A 14610-nucleotide genomic window follows, 5' to 3' on the forward strand; every position below is an offset into this window, starting at 1 on the left:
GGCCCCCGCGTGCGTCTTGCATCAGGGTCCGCAGCGATGAAGCTGCATCGATGACCGCTTGTAGTTGCGCCAGTCCGCACCTTGCTCAAACGCAGCGCGACCGAGACACCGGCGAGTGGATCAGTGCCCCGAAATGCAAACGAGCCGCTCGCGCGGCTCGTTGAGGTCAGTCGTTGCTTGACTGCGGGGGAAGCCCTTGTAGTTCGACATGAGCGGCAACCCAAGGCTTGCCTTGGGTTGTCCGCTCGATGGAGGGGTTAGCCGTCACTGCGCCGCTCTTTCAAGGGTCCGTCTGAGGCGCCCCGCCAGTTCTATGTAGTTGAGCGCAGCATCAGTTGTTGGAGCGAAGTCTTGCGCGTGCGCGGCTTGATTGCGCAGCGCACGAAGATCGTGGTACAGCGCAATTTCTTCAGGGGTAATAACACCCGCCTTGTTGAGTGCCCGGATCACAGCAAGCGGCGAGCTTGCTTCTCGCTCCGGCACATAAAGTGCCTTGTTCTGAATCACTCGGATCGAGGAGTCTTCCACCCCGCGCCATGCTTCGAGTACCGCCGAGCGTGGGTTGATCTGAACCAGTTGTAGAAGCATCTGCTTCTCTGGCGTTGCGCCCTCAGGCGGCGGTAGCAGTTGGGGCTCCGCTTCGGCTGCGGCCTTCAACTCTTTGACTTCACGTTCAAACTCTGCCTCGACTGGGCCAGCTTTCACCTTCTTGACGTAACGAAGTAAACCCTTGATCTCGCCGCGAAGAAGAAAGACGAGGACAACTGTCGCGATCGGCCATGCGAGGAACTCAGCGAGCTTGGCGATGAAGGTCAAAGTGTCCATGACGGCTAACGTTGGCGTTCAGCCGCCGCCGAAGGCGGTCGGCTGGAACAACAGGTTAGCGCTGACGCCACTGGAGAGCACCCGCAACGGTAAACCCAAGGCCGAATAGTGCCCATAGCAATACCTCGGCTGATGTGACAGAGGCGCCAATGATCTGCGCAAGCACGCGCACCAGCACGCAGAAAAAGCGACCCGAGAACTGACACCCGGCCCCCGTAGCCCAATAGGTGCTTAACGCCATGCCGAAGCTGACCACACCGATTCCCAACCCAGCAAGCGCACGATCCCTGCGGCTTAGCAACGCCCTCCAGTGATTGTGTTCAGGTTGCCCGCGCCAAAGTTTCATGTAGGACGCTAACGCCTTGAGTTAAGCCGCGCCGAAGGCGTCGGCTTGAATGAATTGTTAGGTGCCATGCCGGTAGCCGTCCAACGGGATTGGCACGACATTGCGCTCACCCTCATCGTATCGGACGAAGGTCGCTCGGATAGCGTGCCGCTTGGCGAGTAGGGTTACCACACAGCGAGCAGCCGCGTGGGTGGATGGCTGTGGGCAATCTCTCCGGTACTTGGCGAGAACGCTCCGAACACTGGGTGAAGATGAGTTGGATTGAAAGGCCTTTAGATAGACGTAATCCGAAACCCCGTACAGATAAGCAAGAACGAAATCTTGGAGGGGAAGTGAAGCCGAACGACCGGAAAGGGTGAACACCTCACATGTATTGTCCGGGCAGTACTCCACGGTGGTCGTTTCGCCCTTGGTATAGACCTGAACTGTGTCGGGAAAGACTGAAGTCAGTTCATGGCCATAAACTGCCGTAGAGGCAATCGAAATTGCCAGGGCGGCGATGATCTTTCTCATGGCACCTAACTAGACTTAGACGGAACGACAACCCGCTCGCCGTTCCGTCCAATGTGAATTGTCCGCATCCCTCGTCCCCATCGATTCCCCAATGCAGATGAGCCTTTGGCACACGTTTCAGCGCTATCGCTTTGCCACTTAGGCCGCCTAAATTTTTCGGGACGAGGCGCATCGCTCGCTAACCCTGCCCGCGCCATCCTTGTCGCGGCCTTCCGATGTCTATCGGCTTCGTCCACGCGTCGGCAACGCGCCGGGCCGCTCACACATACCGCCGCGTCACCGACTCCGCCACACACACCGGCCTGCTCGCCCCTTCGCGCTCGATCGTCGCCTCCACCGTCAGCTGCGCCCCGCCTTCGATCTCGTCAAAAGCCAACAGCTTGAACTGCGCCCTCAGCCGGCTGCCTGCCGGCACCGGCGCCGTGAAGCGCACGCGGTTGAGGCCGTAGTTCACGCCCATCTTCGCGTCGGCGACCGAGAAGCCGCTTTCAAAGAACGCCGGCAGCAAAGACAGCGTCAGAAATCCGTGCGCGATCGTGCCGCCGAAGGGGCCTTGGGCGGCGCGTGCTTCGTCGAGGTGGATCCATTGGAAATCCAGCGTCGCGTCGGCGAACTTGCGGATGCGGTCCTGGTCGACGGTGATCCATTCGCTCGTGCCGAGCGGCTGGCCGACCATGTGCCTCAGGTCGGCCAGGTGGGCAAAGACTTTCATGCGGGCAAGGGCAGAGGGAAAAGAAGAAGAGAAGAGAGGTGATGCGAAAGGCGCTGTCAGGCGTCCGACCACCGCACGACCGGCTGCCACTGCTCGAGGTCGCGCTCCACGCGCCCGGGCGCCACGTCCCACAGCGTCAGGCCGCGCGCGGCGAGATGCACGTAGTTCTGCGTGTCGCGCAGCGCGCCGAGCACGGGGATCTTCAGCGGCCCGAGGTGCTCGGCGAGGAAGTGGCGCAATTGGTCGGCGGCGATGGTGTGGTCGCGCACGCGGTTGCCGATCACGGCGATGTCCACCTTGTCGTGCTTGCGGCGCTCGATGAGCGTGGCGAGGAAATCGCGGGTCGCGTAGATGTCGAAGATGCTGGCCTGCAGCGGCACGAGCACCTTGTCGGCCAGCTTCATGATCTCTTCGAGGCGCTTGCCGTGCAGGCCGGCCGGCGTGTCGAGCACGACGTGCGTCGTGCCCTTGGGCGGCTTGACCACGTGGTCGTGCGAGACGTCCCAGGTGCCGATCGCCGGTGCCGCCTCGGGCCGCAGCTTCAGCCAGGTCAGCGCGGACTGCTGGCGGTCGGTGTCGCCGAGCATCGTCGCGTGCCCGCGCCGGGCCAGGTAGCCCGCGAGGTTGGTCGACAGCGTGGACTTGCCCACGCCGCCTTTCGGATTGGCCACCACGTACACCGGCATCGCTGGCTCCTCGTTTGGGGACGGCAATCGGATCGCCGGTTATGGTAGCCGCAGCCTTGCGCGAGACCTGTCGCGCCGGTTCCACGCACACTTGCGCCCGTTGTCTCGCCGAAAGCCGCCGCCATGCCGCACATCCTGGTGCTTTGCGCCCACCCCGACCTGCGCCTGTCGCGCGTCAACCACCGCCTGCTCGACGCCGCGCGCGCGCTGCAGCGCGACCCGCCGGTGGGCGTGACGCTGGAGGTGCGCGACCTCTACGCCCTCTACCCCGACTACGTGCTCGACGTGCCCGAGGAGCAGGCCGCCGCCGAGCGGGCCGACCTCATCGTCTGGCAGCACCCGATCTACTGGTACTCGATGCCGCCCTTGATGAAGCTGTGGCTCGACGAGGTGCTGGCCCACGGCTGGGCCTACGGCCGCAGCGGCACCGCGCTGCGCGGCAAGGACCTGTGGCTGGTGGCCTCGACCGGCGGCTCGCAGGAGGCCTACCACCCGAGCGGCTACAACCGTTACTTCTTCGACGCCTTCTTGCACCCCTACGAGCAGACCGCGATGCTGTGCGGCCTGCGCTTCCTGCCGCCGATGGTGCTGCACGGCTCGCACAAGGTTGCCCAGGAGTTGCTGATCGAGCACGTGCAGCGTTTTCGCGACCGGCTGGCGAGTTATCCGCGTTGGCCGGAGTTGGAGGACATGGAGGCTTGCCCTGACTGCGAGGTGCCGGATGTGGACCGGCCGGCGGATGTGCGGGAGGTGGCGGAGGCGAGGGCGGTGGCATGAGTGGGTTCGTGCTTGGCTGCTGCATTGATGCCACCCTGCGGGTGGCTGCGCGCCTGCGGCGCTGTGCTGCCCCTGCGGGGCAGGGCCGGGATTTCGCCCCGGCGGGCGACCTACTTTTCTTTGCTTCGCCAAAGAAAAGTAGGCAAAAGAAAGGCGACCCCCGCTCAGGCGCCCGGCTGCGCCGGGTGCCCTGCGGTGCTCGCGAAGCGGGCGCGCCGCATAACTCGCTGCGTTCGCTGCGCTCACTGCGCTCGGACAAAGCGGCGAGTCAGAGGTTGAAGCGCGCTGGCGCGCGCCGCCCACTTCGCTGTGCTCCTCGGCGCCTTCGAGGGGGCCCCAGCCAGACGGTCGCAACCCCGCTCAGGGGTGTGTTGCAGTTGAGGGGCCCCCTCGATGGCGCCGAGGAGCGCAGGGGGCGGGAGGTTGCCCCGCGCGCAGCGCGGGGATGGCGAGGACTGTTTGAGCTCCGTTGCCCGCGCAGCGGGCATAAGGGCGAGTTCCGCAGCCACCTCCCGCTCCCGAGCACCGCAGGGCACCCACGGCGCAGCCGTGGGCGCCTGAGCGGGGGTCGCCTTTTCTTTGCCTACTTTCTTTTGGCGAAGCAAAAGAAAGTAGGTGCGCCGCCGGGCGCACATCCCGGCCCTGCCCCGCAGGGGCAGCTTCAGCCGCAATCGCCCGCAGGGCGGCCTCCCAACCCGCGAGTCATCGCGCACAAAGGACCCCAGCGATGACCACCGGCATCACCCCCTGGCTCTCCACCAGCCTCGTCTTCTTCGGCGCCGCCGTCGTCGCTGTGCCGCTCGCCCGCGCGCTCGGCATGGGCGCCATCCTCGGCTACCTGGCGGCCGGCCTGCTGATCGGGCCGCATGGCCTCAAGCTGGTCAGCGACCCCGAGACCATCCTGCACTTCGCGGAGTTCGGCGTGGTGCTGATGCTGTTCCTCGTCGGCCTCGAGCTCGAGCCGCGGCGGCTGTGGCAGCTGCGCCGGCCGATCTTCGGCTGGGGCTCGGCGCAGGTGGTCGGCTGCGCGCTGGCGATGGGGCTGGCCGCGCTCGCGCTGGGCGTGCCGTGGCGCATTGCGCTGGTCGCGGCGCTGGGCCTCGCGCTGTCGTCGACCGCGATCGCGCTCCAGGTGATGGAAGAGCGCAACCTCATGCGCACCGGCACCGGCGAGGCCGGCTTCGCGATCCTGCTGTTCCAGGACGTCGCCGCGATCCCGATCCTCGCGCTGATCCCGCTGCTGGGCCTGGTGCAGGACGACGGCGGCAATGCCTGGCTCGAGGCGGCGCGCGCGCTCGGCGTGATCGCGGCCATCGTACTGGGCGGTCGGCTGCTGCTGCGCCACGGCCTGCGCTGGATCGCGCGCAGTCGCACGCCGGAGCTCTTCACCGCCGCGTCGCTGGGCCTGGTGGTCGGCATCGCGGCGCTGATGCAGCTGGTCGGCCTGTCGATGGCCCTCGGCGCCTTTCTCGCCGGCGTGCTGCTGGCCGAGAGCGAATACAAGCGCGAACTCGAGACCGACGTCGAGCCCTTCAAGGGCCTGCTGCTGGGGCTGTTCTTCATCGCGGTCGGCATGTCGGTCGACTTCGACGCGCTGGCCGCCAACCCTGGCCTGGTGCTGGCCATCCTGGCCGGCTTCATGCTGCTGAAGGCGGTGGTGCTGTGGGGCATTGCGCGCGGCATGGACGTGCCCTACCAGGAGCGCCCGGTGCTGACGCTGCTGCTGGCGCAAGGCGGCGAGTTCGCCTTCGTGGTGTTCCAGCAGGCGGCGAGCGCGCGCGTGTTCGCGCCCGAGACGGGCAGCGTGCTGATCGGCGCGGTGGCGCTGTCGATGCTCGCGACGCCGTTCCTGCTGGTGGCGATCGACCGCTTCGTGCTGCCGCGCTACGCGAACTGCACCTTGCCCGAGGTCAAGGAGATCGACGAGCCGCAGGACGCGCCGATCATCCTGGCCGGCTTCGGCCGCTATGGCCAGATCATCGGCCGCCTGCTCTACGCCAACGGCCTGAAGGCGACCGTGCTCGACCACGACGCCGATCAGATCGAGACCATGCGCCGCTTCGGCTGGAACGTGTTCTACGGCGACGCGACGCGGCTGGACCTGCTGCGCACCGCCGGCGCCGGGCAGGCCAAGGTGATCGTGATCGCGATCGACGACATCGAGCAAAGCCTCAAGCTCGCCGACCTCGCGCGCGAGCACTTTCCGCAGGCCACGCTGGTCGCGCGGGCGCGCAACGTGCAGCACTACTACCAGATGCGCGAGCGCGGCGTGACGATGGTCGAACGCGAGGTGCTCGACTCGGCGCTGATGAGCGGGCGCAGCGTGCTCGAGGTGATGGGCTTCGAGCCGCACCGCGCGCGTCAGCTCGCGATGCGCTTTCGCCGCCACAACCTGGAGCAGGTGGAAAAGCTCTGGCCGCACTACCGCGACCAGAACATGCTGGTGTCGATGCTCAAGCAGGGCCGCGTGCAGCTGGAGGAGCAGTTCGCGCAGGAGCGGGCGCAGAGGAAGGAGCGCAGGGAAGAGGGCTGGGGGCAGTAGTTGTCGCCTCTTTTCCTGGGCGCAAGCGCGCGGGGCCAGGCTGTGCGCGGCGGGCCGTCGCGGCTTCACGGAGGCGGTCGGCTTCGCCGACTGCTCTGCGCTGCTCGCTTCGAGGGGCGCGCCTCATAACTCGCTGCGCTCACTGCGTTCGCTTCGCTCAAACAAATCGGCGAGCCAGATCACGAGGCGCGCTGCGCGCGCCGCCCCTCGAAGCTGTGCTGCTCGACGCCTCCGAGGCGCCCGCGCCGGCCCGCCGCGCACAGCCTGGCCAGGACGTCGGGTCTCCTTTGCGGAGAAGCACTGCCTCGCCTGAGGGGCCCGAGGGGATTACGGCCGATCCTCGCGCTTGAACCCCAGCGCCGCGAACACCCGCTCGGAAGGCACGTTCCCTTCGGTGATGAACGCATGCACCCGCCCGCGCTTCAGCGCCGCCAAGCGATGCAACGCGGCACTCGCGATGCCGCGACCGAGCCCCTGGCCCTTGCAGGTCGGAGCCACCAGGATGAAGGCGACCAGCGGCCCCGCGACCTCGGCGCGCGCCTCGTTCCAGTCGCACAGCAGGCAGGCGGCGACCAGTTCGCCGTCGCGCTCGTGGCCGACGCAGGCTTCGGGAATCGGCGGTCCCCAGGTGCCGGAGAAGAACTGCGCGACGTCGAGCCGGGCATCCTCGATCACGCTGCCCTCGTCGTCGATCGTGCCGGCGTAGGCGCGCAGCATCAGGTGCGCGATGTCGTCGGCATCGGTCTCGCCGAGCGTGCGCACCGCGAGCGTGTCGGGCGGCAGGCGCTCGGCCCAGCGGCCGTCGAAGCCGGTCAGCGAGTAGAGGTGGCGGCGAGGCATGCCTGAACGGACAGCGCACGAGGCAGCGTGATCTGATACAGGCCACGCCGGGCCTCGGCCTGCAAAGGCGAGGCCACCCGACGGACATTCGACAGGCGCCATGCCCAGTAGCCAGGCGCCCAGGATGTCGCGCAAGCGTGTTCAACCTCGGACGAGGTCCAAGGCGCAATCGAAACGACGTCGACCACCGCGACCACGAAGCCATCCGGATCGAAATCGCCCTCGATATCAAGGCGTCGCCGGTTCTCGATGATCAGCAGGTCCTTCAGCGGCAATGAATGCGGCTGCCAGCTTCGAACCTCGATCGTCTTGCGACCGGAGGCAATCGCCGAGCCACCGGGCGTGACGACGGACAGCGCCAGGTACTCGGCTGCCCGATCGTCGCTCACAGCTCGAGGTTGTCGATCAGCCGCGTCGCGCCCAGCTTGGCGGCGGCCAGCACGACCAGCGGTTCGCCCGCGGCGAGCTGCTCGGCCGTCGGCACCTGCAGGTCGGCGCGACGGCGGATCGCGACGTAATCCGGCTTCCAGCCGCGCGCCGTGAGCGCGTCGAGCGCGCCTTGCTCGATCTTTGCCAGATCGCGGTCGCCGCCGTCGAGCTGCGAGCGCACCGCGCGCAGCACCCGGCTGAGCGTCACCGCCTCGGCACGCTCGTCGGCGCTCAGGTAGCCGTTGCGCGACGACAGCGCGAGGCCGTCGTCGGCGCGCCGCGTCTGTCCGCCCACCACCTCGATCGGCAGCGCGAACTGCTGCGCCATGCGGCGCAAGACCATCAGCTGCTGGTAATCCTTCTGGCCGAACACGGCCACGCGCGGCTGCACGATCTGAAAGAGCTTCATCACCACCGTGCACACGCCGGTGAAGAAGCCGGGGCGGAAGTGGCCTTCGAGGATATCGGCCAGCTCGGCGGGCGGGTTGACCTTGTAGCCCTGCGGCTCGGGATAGAGCTCGCGCTCGTCGGGCGCGAAGACGATGTCGCAGCCGGCGGGCTCGAGCAGCTCGCAGTCGCGCGCCAGCGTGCGCGGGTAGCGGTCAAAGTCCTCGTGCGGCGCGAACTGCAGCCGGTTGACGAAGATGCTCACGACCACCGGCTCGCCTGCGCGGGCCAGGCTCTTGGCCTGGCGCACCAGCGCGAGGTGGCCCTCGTGCAGGTTGCCCATCGTCGGAACGAAGGCGGCTCGCTGCGGCCCGCCGATCGCGGCGCGCAGCTCGGCGATGGTGTGGACGACCTTCATCGCACACCTCCGGTCGAGCGGCCGGCCGCCGGGCCGCCCCAAGGCCGGCCAGCCCCCTCGGGGGGCAGCGCAGCGGCATCGCCGCAAGCGTAGGGGTTCATGTCAGTACGAATGGAGCGTCTCGTCGGGGAAGGAGCCGTCCTTCACCGCGAGCACGTAGCGATGCACCGCGTCCTCGATCGACGCTGCGCCTTCCATGAAGTTGCGCACGAAGCGCGGCAGCTTGCCGCGCGTGACGTGCAGCATGTCGTGCATCACCAGCACCTGGCCGGCGGTGCCGGGGCCGGCGCCGATGCCGATGGTCATCAGCTGCGGGTTGTCGGCCTGGACCTGGCGCGCCAGTTTGGCGGGCATCAGCTCGAGCACCATCATCGAGGCGCCGGCGTCGGCCAGTTCCTTGGCGTGCTGGCGCAGCGTGGCCGCGCTGGCCTCGTCCTTGCCCTGGATGCGGTAGCCGCCCAGCGCATGAACGCTTTGCGGCGTGAGGCCGAGGTGGGCGCACACCGGCACGCCGCGCTCGACGAGAAACCGCACCGTCTCCGGCGTCCAGCCGCCGCCTTCGATCTTGACCATTTGCGCACCCGCGGCCATCAGCACGCCGGCATTGCGCAGCGCCTGGACCGGGTTCTCCTGGTAGCTGCCGAACGGCATGTCGGCGATCAGGAAGGCGGTCTTGTTGCCGCGCGCGACGCTCTTGGTGTGATAGACGATGTCGTCGAGCGTGACCGGCAGCGTGCTCGGGTGGCCCTGCAGCACCATGCCCAGCGAGTCGCCGACCAGGATGCAATCGACGCCGGCCGCGTCGACCAGCGCGCCGAAGCTCGCGTCGTAGGCGGTGATCATCGCGATCTTCTCGCCGTGGGCGTGCATGTCGCGCAGGCGGTGCAGCGTGACGGGCTTGCGCGCGGTGGGCGCGTCGGACGCGCCGGGGGAGGTGTGACTGCTCATCCGTGGGCTTTCGGCAGCGTGGGCGCGGATTCTATGCAGCACCGCGAAGGTGCGTGCGCGACGTGGACGTGGGGGCTCAAGCCGGTTGGTAGGCCAGACGCACGTAGATGGGCGCGAAGGCTTCCGCCTGGGTCAGCTCGATCAGCCGCTCGCGCGCCAGCTCCAGCATCGCGATGAAGGTGACCACCAGCACCTGCTGGCCGCGGGCAGGATCGAACAGGTGCTCGAACTCGACGAAGCGCCGGCCCTGCAGCGTGCGCAGCACGATGCTCATGTGCTCGCGCACCGAGAGTTCCTCGCGCGTGATCTTGTGGTGCTGCACCAGCTTGGCGCGCTTGAGGATGTCTTGCCAGGCCTCGCGCAGGTCGACGACGTTGACGTCCGGAAAGCGCGGCACGAGCGACTGCTCGATCGTCACCTGCGCGCGCAGGAAGTCGCGGCCCAGCACCGGCAACTGGTCGAGGCGCGCCGCGGCGAGCTTCATCTGTTCGTACTCCAGCAGGCGGCGCACCAGCTCGGCACGCGGATCCTCGGGCTCGGCGCCGTCCTCGCTCTTCTTGGGCGGCAGCAGCATGCGCGACTTGATCTCGATCAGCATCGCGGCCATCAGCAGGTACTCGCTGGCCAGCTCGAGATTGGTCTTGCGGATCTGCTCGACATACGCCAGGTACTGGCGCGTCACATCGGCCAGCGGGATGTCGAGGATGTTGAAGTTCTGCTTGCGGATGAGATACAGCAGCAGGTCCAGCGGGCCTTCGAAGGCCTCGAGGAAGACCTCCAGCGCGTCCGGCGGGATGTAGAGATCCTGCGGCAGCGCGAACAGCGGCTCGCCGTACAGCCGCGCGACCGCGGCAACCTGGTCGACGACCTCCGGCAGCGCCTGCACGGCGGCCTCGGCGGGCGGCGGCAGCACCGTGTCGTCAGGCGCCAGGCCTTGGGTCTCGTCGCTCACGATGGCATGCCGGGCAGGGGGCCTGGAGGAGGCCTCAGCCCTTGTTCTGATAAACGTAGGGCTGCTGCGGCACGCGCGCCTCGCGGTACTCGGTCAGCGCCTGGCGGTCGATCGCGCGGTCCCACAGCAGGCCGCGGCCCTCGCGCTGGCGCCGTTCGAGCGTGGCGTCCTTCTGCTTGAGCGATTCGATGAACTGCGTCGCGTCGGACTTGTAGGGCTTCCAGAAGAACGGCATGGCGATGGGCTTTCGGTCGAGCCCGGCATTTTACCGGGCGGCCCGATCGTCCCCGCCGGCCCTACAGCGGTTCCTGCCGGCGCACGGCCAGCGCGCCGTCGAGGAAGCGGTGCGGCTCGCCGACCCACCACTTGGCGAGCTCGTCCAGCCGCGCCGAGGTCACCTCGGCGGCCGCGAAGCTCGCGCTCACGGTCGACAGGCCGTCGAGGTTCTGCACCTCGAAGCGCAGCTGGCCTTCGTCGTGCAGCGGCAGCACCCGCACGGCGAGCACGATGTCCGGGCTGAAGCGGTAGTGCATCGCGCGGAAGTGGCCGCTCTCGGCGTCGCGCTCGCGCTCGCCCAGGCACTGGATGCCTGCCTGGGCCAGGCGGCCCTCGAGTTTTTCGATCTCGGGCGGGAAGTCTTTGGACAGCTCGACCTCGCGGCCCGAGCGCAGCGTCGCGCGCAGCACCACGTGGTGCACCAGGTCGCGCTCGGCCAGCGGCCCGAGCTGCACGCGCTGCTTGCGGATGTCGCCGACGAAGTCGACCATCGGCAGTCCTTCGACCACGCAGCGCGCGTCGATCATGTAGCGCTGGCGCGAGACGGGCTGCAGCACGTCGAGCTGGCGGCCGAGGTCGTTGAGGTAGCGCCAGGCGCCCGCGCAGGCGGCTTCGGTCATGCCCATGCGCCGCTCGATCTCGGCGTGGTCCTGGCGGTCCTGCGCCTGCCGGGCCTGGGCCTGCTGCTTGAGCTGGTCGAGAAAGCTCATGGTCGGTGGTTCATCGGATCGGTGGAAGCCGCATGCGATTATCGGCACGAGCTGTCCCGGAAGTCGCCCCATGAACGATGGATCCCTGCAGGAGATCGAGTTGCGTCTGCAGGTCGCGCCGGCTGCCTTGCCGGGGCTCAGGCGCGCGCTGGCCGCCACCGCCGCGCGGCACTCGCGCATGCGTTTGCAGGCTGTCTATGTCGACACGCCCGAGCGCGCGCTGGCGGCGGCCGGCATCGCGCTGCGGCTGCGCAAGGAGGGCCGCCGCTGGGTGCAGACGATCAAGCTCGGCCCCTTGCATGCCACCGCGCGCGGCGAGCACAACGTGGCGGTCGACGCGCCGCCCGGCACGCGCCCGGCGATCGATCCGGCGCGCCACGCCGGCACGCCGATGGGCGAGGCGCTGGCCGCGGTGCTGGCGGCCGCGCAGGCGCCGCTGGTCGAGCGCTACCGCACCGACATCACGCGCAGCCTCACGCGCAGGCGCACCCGCTTCGGCCAGGTCGAGCTGGCGCTCGACGTCGGCGAGATCGTCGCCGACGACCCGGCCGGCGGCGAGCCGCGGCGCTGGCCGGTGCGCGAGCTGGAGATCGAACTGCTCTCGGGCTCGCCGCGCGCGGTGTTCGACACCGCCCAGCGCTGGATCGACGCCCACGGCCTGTGGCTGGACAGCCGCAGCAAGGCCGAGCGCGGCGACCGGCTGGCGCGCGGCGAGTTGCAGGCGGCTGCGGTGAAGGCCGGCGCGACCGCTTCGCTGCCGGCCGATGCGTCGCCCAGCCAGGCCTGGCGCGCCTTCGTCGAGGCCTGCCTGGCGCAAGCGCTGCCGAACGCCAGCGAGCTGGCGGCCGGCACGGGCCAGCCGGAACACGTGCACCAGCTGCGCGTCGCGCTGCGGCGGCTGCGCAGCGCCGCGCGACTGTGCGCGGGCTGGCCGGGCGTGCCGCCGAGCGTCGGGCCGGACGCCGCGCCCTTTCTCGCGCAGGCCGCCGAGCTGTTTCGCGCGCTCGGCGTCACGCGAGACGCGGACGTGATGGCCCAGGGCTGGGGGCCGCTGGTTGCGGCAACGCTGGAGGCCGCGGGCCTGCCGCCGCTGGTGCCGCCGCCAGCGGCAGCGGACGAGCCGAGCGCGTTGCTGCGCCGGCCCGAGGCGTCGCGGCTGTGGCTGCAGCTCATCGGCCAGACCTTCGAGGCCGAGCCCGCCGGGCCGGCCGGCGCGACGGCGCGCGCGCGGGTCGCCGAGCGGCTCGATGCCTGGCATCGGCGCACGACGCGCGACGCGAAGCGCTTCGAGTCGCTCGACGATGCGGCGCTGCATGCCTTGCGCAAGCGGCTCAAGCGGCTGCGCTACGCGACCGAGTTCGCCGAGCCGTGGTTCGGCTCGCGCGCGGCGCGCCGCTACGCGCGCTCGCTGGCGCGCCTGCAGGACGCGCTGGGCGCCTTCAACGACCACGCCAGCGCGCGTGCGCTGGTCGCGGCCCTGGCGCCGTCGCAGCCGCAGGCGCTCTATGCGCTGGGCTGGCTCGACGCGCAGCGCGATGCGCTGCACGCCGACATCGGCCGCGCGCTCAAGCGCTGGCGCAAGGTGCAGCCGTACTGGCGCTGAGCGCGCTGGCGAGATCGGGCGCGATGCGCGCGTCGCCGAGCCGCTGCGCGAAGCCGGCGCGGCGCATCAGCGAGGCGGGCTGCTCGTTCGGCGCCGCCAGTCGCAGTTCGATGCCGCGGCGCGCGAGCGCGCGTTCGAGCTGCTCCAGCGCGTCCAGGCCCGAGCTGTCCATCGAGATCAGCTGGTGCATCTCGAGCACCAGCACGCGCGCGTCGGCCGGCAGCTCTTCGGCCAGGCGCTCGAGCCGGCCCACGGCGCCGAAGAACAGCGCGCCGTAGAGCCTTCGCACCACCACGCCGGCCGGCGCGCCGGTCTCCAGTGGCTCGACGCGAAACAGGCTGCCCATGCGCCAGATGAAGAACACGCAGGCCAGCACCAGGCCGACCTCGACGGCGACCGTGAGGTCGAAGATCACCGTCAGCGCGAAGGTGCCGAGCAGGATGGTGCGGTAGCCGAGGCTGAAATGGCGCAGCCGCGCGAACTCGCGCCACTCGCCCATGTTCCAGGCCGCGAACAGCAAGATGCCGGCGAGCACCGCCAGCGGCACGGCGGACGCCAGCGGCGCTGCGACCAGCACGATGGCCAGCAGCGTGGCCGCGTGCACCATGCCGGAGACCGGCGTGCTCGCGCCGGCGCGCACGTTGGTGACGGTGCGCGCGATCGTGCCGGTGGCGGGCATGCCGCCGAACCAGGGCACGACGAAGTTCGCGATGCCCTGCGCCATCAGCTCCTGGTTCGGATCGTGGCGCGGCAGCTCGCTGACGTTGTCGGCCACGCGCGCGCACAGCAGTGACTCCACCGCGCCGAGCAGCGCGATCGTCAGCGTCGGGATGAACAGCTGCTTGACGGTGGCCCAGCTGAACTCGGGGAAGTCGAAGGCCGGCAGCGCGCGCGGGATGCCGCCGAAGCGGCTGCCGATGGTCTCGACCGGCAGCTCCAGCCACGCGACCAGCGCCGTCATCGAGACCAGCGCGATGATCGGCCCCGGCGTGCGCGCGGCGATGCGCCCGGCGCGCCCCGCCGTCAGCGCGCCGACCAGCGGCGCCGGCCCACCCCACAGCCGCGGCCACAGGAACAGGCCGGCGGCCGTGCCGGCGCCGATCGCGAACGCGGCCGGATTGAAGCTGTCGAGATGGCTTGCGAGCGTGCCGATCTGTGAGAAGAAGTCGGCCGGCAGCTTGTCGATCGACAGGCCCAGCAGGTCCTTGACCTGCGACAGCGCGATCAGCACCGCGATGCCGTTGGTGAAGCCGATCACGATGCTGACCGGGATGAACCTCACCATGCCGCCCAGGCGCAGCAGCCCGAACGCGAACAGCAGCACGCCGGCCAGCATGGTCGCGATCAGCAGGTTGGCCAGGCCGTAGCGCTCGACGATGCCGTAGACGATGACGATGAACGCCCCCGCCGGGCCGCCGATCTGTACGTTCGAGCCGCCGAGCGCCGCGATCAGGAAGCCCGCGATGATGGCCGTGAAGAGCCCCTGTTCGGGCTTGAGGCCGGAGGCGATCGCGAAAGCCATCGCCAGCGGCAGCGCGACGATGCCGACCGTGATGCCGGCGCCCAGGTCGGCGAACAGGCGGTGGCGGTCGTAGCCGTGAAGGCTGTCGAGCAGGCGGGGGCGGAAGCGCTGGAGGTTCATCGCG

At 69.2% G+C, this 14610-nt stretch carries 15 protein-coding genes; 3 read left to right on the forward strand and 12 right to left on the reverse strand.

The features are described 5' to 3' along the window. Positions 1-264: 264 nt before the first annotated feature. The 4 genes from ACO2TI_RS16175 to ACO2TI_RS16190 all read right to left on the reverse strand — a co-directional run bounded on the left by ACO2TI_RS16175 (position 265) and on the right by ACO2TI_RS16190 (position 3082). Positions 265-825: a hypothetical protein gene (locus ACO2TI_RS16175; RefSeq protein ID WP_423285897.1), complete on the reverse strand. Its 561-nt coding sequence runs from the start codon at positions 823-825 to the stop codon at positions 265-267. Positions 826-1228: 403 nt separating this feature from the next. Then, complete coding sequence (locus ACO2TI_RS16180) at positions 1229-1684, reverse strand: hypothetical protein (protein ID WP_423285898.1); 456 nt, start codon at positions 1682-1684, stop codon at positions 1229-1231. 259 nt (positions 1685-1943) lie between these two features. Then, a complete protein-coding gene (locus ACO2TI_RS16185) occupies positions 1944-2396 on the reverse strand; it encodes a MaoC family dehydratase (RefSeq protein WP_423286371.1) in 453 nt (150 codons plus the stop codon). A 56-nt stretch (positions 2397-2452) separates the two neighbouring features. After that, positions 2453-3082, reverse strand: coding sequence for a ParA family protein (locus tag ACO2TI_RS16190; protein WP_423285899.1), 630 nt, complete (start codon positions 3080-3082; stop codon positions 2453-2455). Between the two features lie 123 nt (positions 3083-3205). On the opposite strand from ACO2TI_RS16190, the gene ACO2TI_RS16195 reads away from it, so the two are divergent. Beyond that, positions 3206-3859 (forward strand): NAD(P)H-dependent oxidoreductase, encoded by a 654-nt coding sequence (locus tag ACO2TI_RS16195; protein ID WP_423285900.1) that lies wholly within the window; start codon positions 3206-3208, stop codon positions 3857-3859. 727 nt (positions 3860-4586) lie between these two features. Beyond that, on the forward strand, positions 4587-6401 hold the full coding sequence (kefC, locus tag ACO2TI_RS16200) for a glutathione-regulated potassium-efflux system protein KefC (RefSeq protein WP_423285902.1): 1815 nt from the start codon (positions 4587-4589) through the stop codon (positions 6399-6401). Between the two features lie 327 nt (positions 6402-6728). Here kefC and ACO2TI_RS16205 read toward each other — a convergent pair whose 3' ends face one another. The 7 genes from ACO2TI_RS16205 to ACO2TI_RS16235 all read right to left on the reverse strand — a co-directional run bounded on the left by ACO2TI_RS16205 (position 6729) and on the right by ACO2TI_RS16235 (position 11361). Continuing rightward, positions 6729-7241, reverse strand: a complete 513-nt coding sequence (locus ACO2TI_RS16205) for a GNAT family N-acetyltransferase (RefSeq protein WP_423285903.1) — start codon at positions 7239-7241, stop codon at positions 6729-6731. Further along, positions 7214-7630 (reverse strand): ASCH domain-containing protein, encoded by a 417-nt coding sequence (locus ACO2TI_RS16210; RefSeq protein WP_423285904.1) that lies wholly within the window; start codon positions 7628-7630, stop codon positions 7214-7216. The genes ACO2TI_RS16205 and ACO2TI_RS16210 overlap by 28 nt, the downstream gene beginning before the upstream one ends. Then, positions 7627-8475 (reverse strand): pantoate--beta-alanine ligase, encoded by an 849-nt coding sequence (gene panC, locus ACO2TI_RS16215; RefSeq protein WP_423285905.1) that lies wholly within the window; start codon positions 8473-8475, stop codon positions 7627-7629. The genes ACO2TI_RS16210 and panC overlap by 4 nt, the downstream gene beginning before the upstream one ends. A 102-nt stretch (positions 8476-8577) precedes the next feature. Beyond that, on the reverse strand, positions 8578-9423 hold the full coding sequence (gene panB, locus ACO2TI_RS16220) for a 3-methyl-2-oxobutanoate hydroxymethyltransferase (protein ID WP_423285907.1): 846 nt from the start codon (positions 9421-9423) through the stop codon (positions 8578-8580). 76 nt (positions 9424-9499) lie between these two features. After that, complete coding sequence (locus ACO2TI_RS16225) at positions 9500-10354, reverse strand: segregation and condensation protein A (protein WP_423286374.1); 855 nt, start codon at positions 10352-10354, stop codon at positions 9500-9502. Between the two features lie 55 nt (positions 10355-10409). Continuing rightward, the gene (locus tag ACO2TI_RS16230; protein ID WP_423285908.1) at positions 10410-10610 is read right to left on the reverse strand and encodes a DUF3460 family protein; all 201 of its coding nucleotides are present in this window, start codon (positions 10608-10610) and stop codon (positions 10410-10412) included. A gap of 61 nt (positions 10611-10671) precedes the next feature. Beyond that, positions 10672-11361 (reverse strand): hypothetical protein, encoded by a 690-nt coding sequence (locus ACO2TI_RS16235; RefSeq protein WP_423285910.1) that lies wholly within the window; start codon positions 11359-11361, stop codon positions 10672-10674. Between the two features lie 70 nt (positions 11362-11431). Here ACO2TI_RS16235 and ACO2TI_RS16240 point away from each other — a divergent pair, with 70 nt between their 5' ends. After that, positions 11432-12964 (forward strand): CHAD domain-containing protein, encoded by a 1533-nt coding sequence (locus ACO2TI_RS16240; RefSeq protein WP_423285912.1) that lies wholly within the window; start codon positions 11432-11434, stop codon positions 12962-12964. Here ACO2TI_RS16240 and ACO2TI_RS16245 read toward each other — a convergent pair. Next, the gene (locus tag ACO2TI_RS16245) at positions 12927-14606 is read right to left on the reverse strand and encodes a SulP family inorganic anion transporter (RefSeq protein WP_423285913.1); all 1680 of its coding nucleotides are present in this window, start codon (positions 14604-14606) and stop codon (positions 12927-12929) included. The two genes, ACO2TI_RS16240 and ACO2TI_RS16245, sit on opposite strands and share 38 nt — an antisense overlap. Positions 14607-14610: the final 4 nt, after the last annotated feature.

The organism is Caldimonas sp. KR1-144, assembly GCF_049446155.1.
Classification (GTDB): domain Bacteria; phylum Pseudomonadota; class Gammaproteobacteria; order Burkholderiales; family Burkholderiaceae_C; genus Rivibacter.

Coding starts and splice junctions, on each gene's coding strand:
- ACO2TI_RS16175 (WP_423285897.1), bottom strand. CDS start 825: ATGGACACTTTGACCTTCATCGCCAAGCTCGCTGAGTTCCTCGCATGG.
- ACO2TI_RS16180 (WP_423285898.1), bottom strand. CDS start 1,684: ATGAGAAAGATCATCGCCGCCCTGGCAATTTCGATTGCCTCTACGGCA.
- ACO2TI_RS16185 (WP_423286371.1), bottom strand. CDS start 2,396: ATGAAAGTCTTTGCCCACCTGGCCGACCTGAGGCACATGGTCGGCCAG.
- ACO2TI_RS16190 (WP_423285899.1), bottom strand. CDS start 3,082: ATGCCGGTGTACGTGGTGGCCAATCCGAAAGGCGGCGTGGGCAAGTCC.
- ACO2TI_RS16195 (WP_423285900.1), top strand. CDS start 3,206: ATGCCGCACATCCTGGTGCTTTGCGCCCACCCCGACCTGCGCCTGTCG.
- kefC (WP_423285902.1), top strand. CDS start 4,587: ATGACCACCGGCATCACCCCCTGGCTCTCCACCAGCCTCGTCTTCTTC.
- ACO2TI_RS16205 (WP_423285903.1), bottom strand. CDS start 7,241: ATGCCTCGCCGCCACCTCTACTCGCTGACCGGCTTCGACGGCCGCTGG.
- panC (WP_423285905.1), bottom strand. CDS start 8,475: ATGAAGGTCGTCCACACCATCGCCGAGCTGCGCGCCGCGATCGGCGGG.
- panB (WP_423285907.1), bottom strand. CDS start 9,423: ATGAGCAGTCACACCTCCCCCGGCGCGTCCGACGCGCCCACCGCGCGC.
- ACO2TI_RS16230 (WP_423285908.1), bottom strand. CDS start 10,610: ATGCCGTTCTTCTGGAAGCCCTACAAGTCCGACGCGACGCAGTTCATC.
- ACO2TI_RS16235 (WP_423285910.1), bottom strand. CDS start 11,361: ATGAGCTTTCTCGACCAGCTCAAGCAGCAGGCCCAGGCCCGGCAGGCG.
- ACO2TI_RS16240 (WP_423285912.1), top strand. CDS start 11,432: ATGAACGATGGATCCCTGCAGGAGATCGAGTTGCGTCTGCAGGTCGCG.
- ACO2TI_RS16245 (WP_423285913.1), bottom strand. CDS start 14,606: ATGAACCTCCAGCGCTTCCGCCCCCGCCTGCTCGACAGCCTTCACGGC.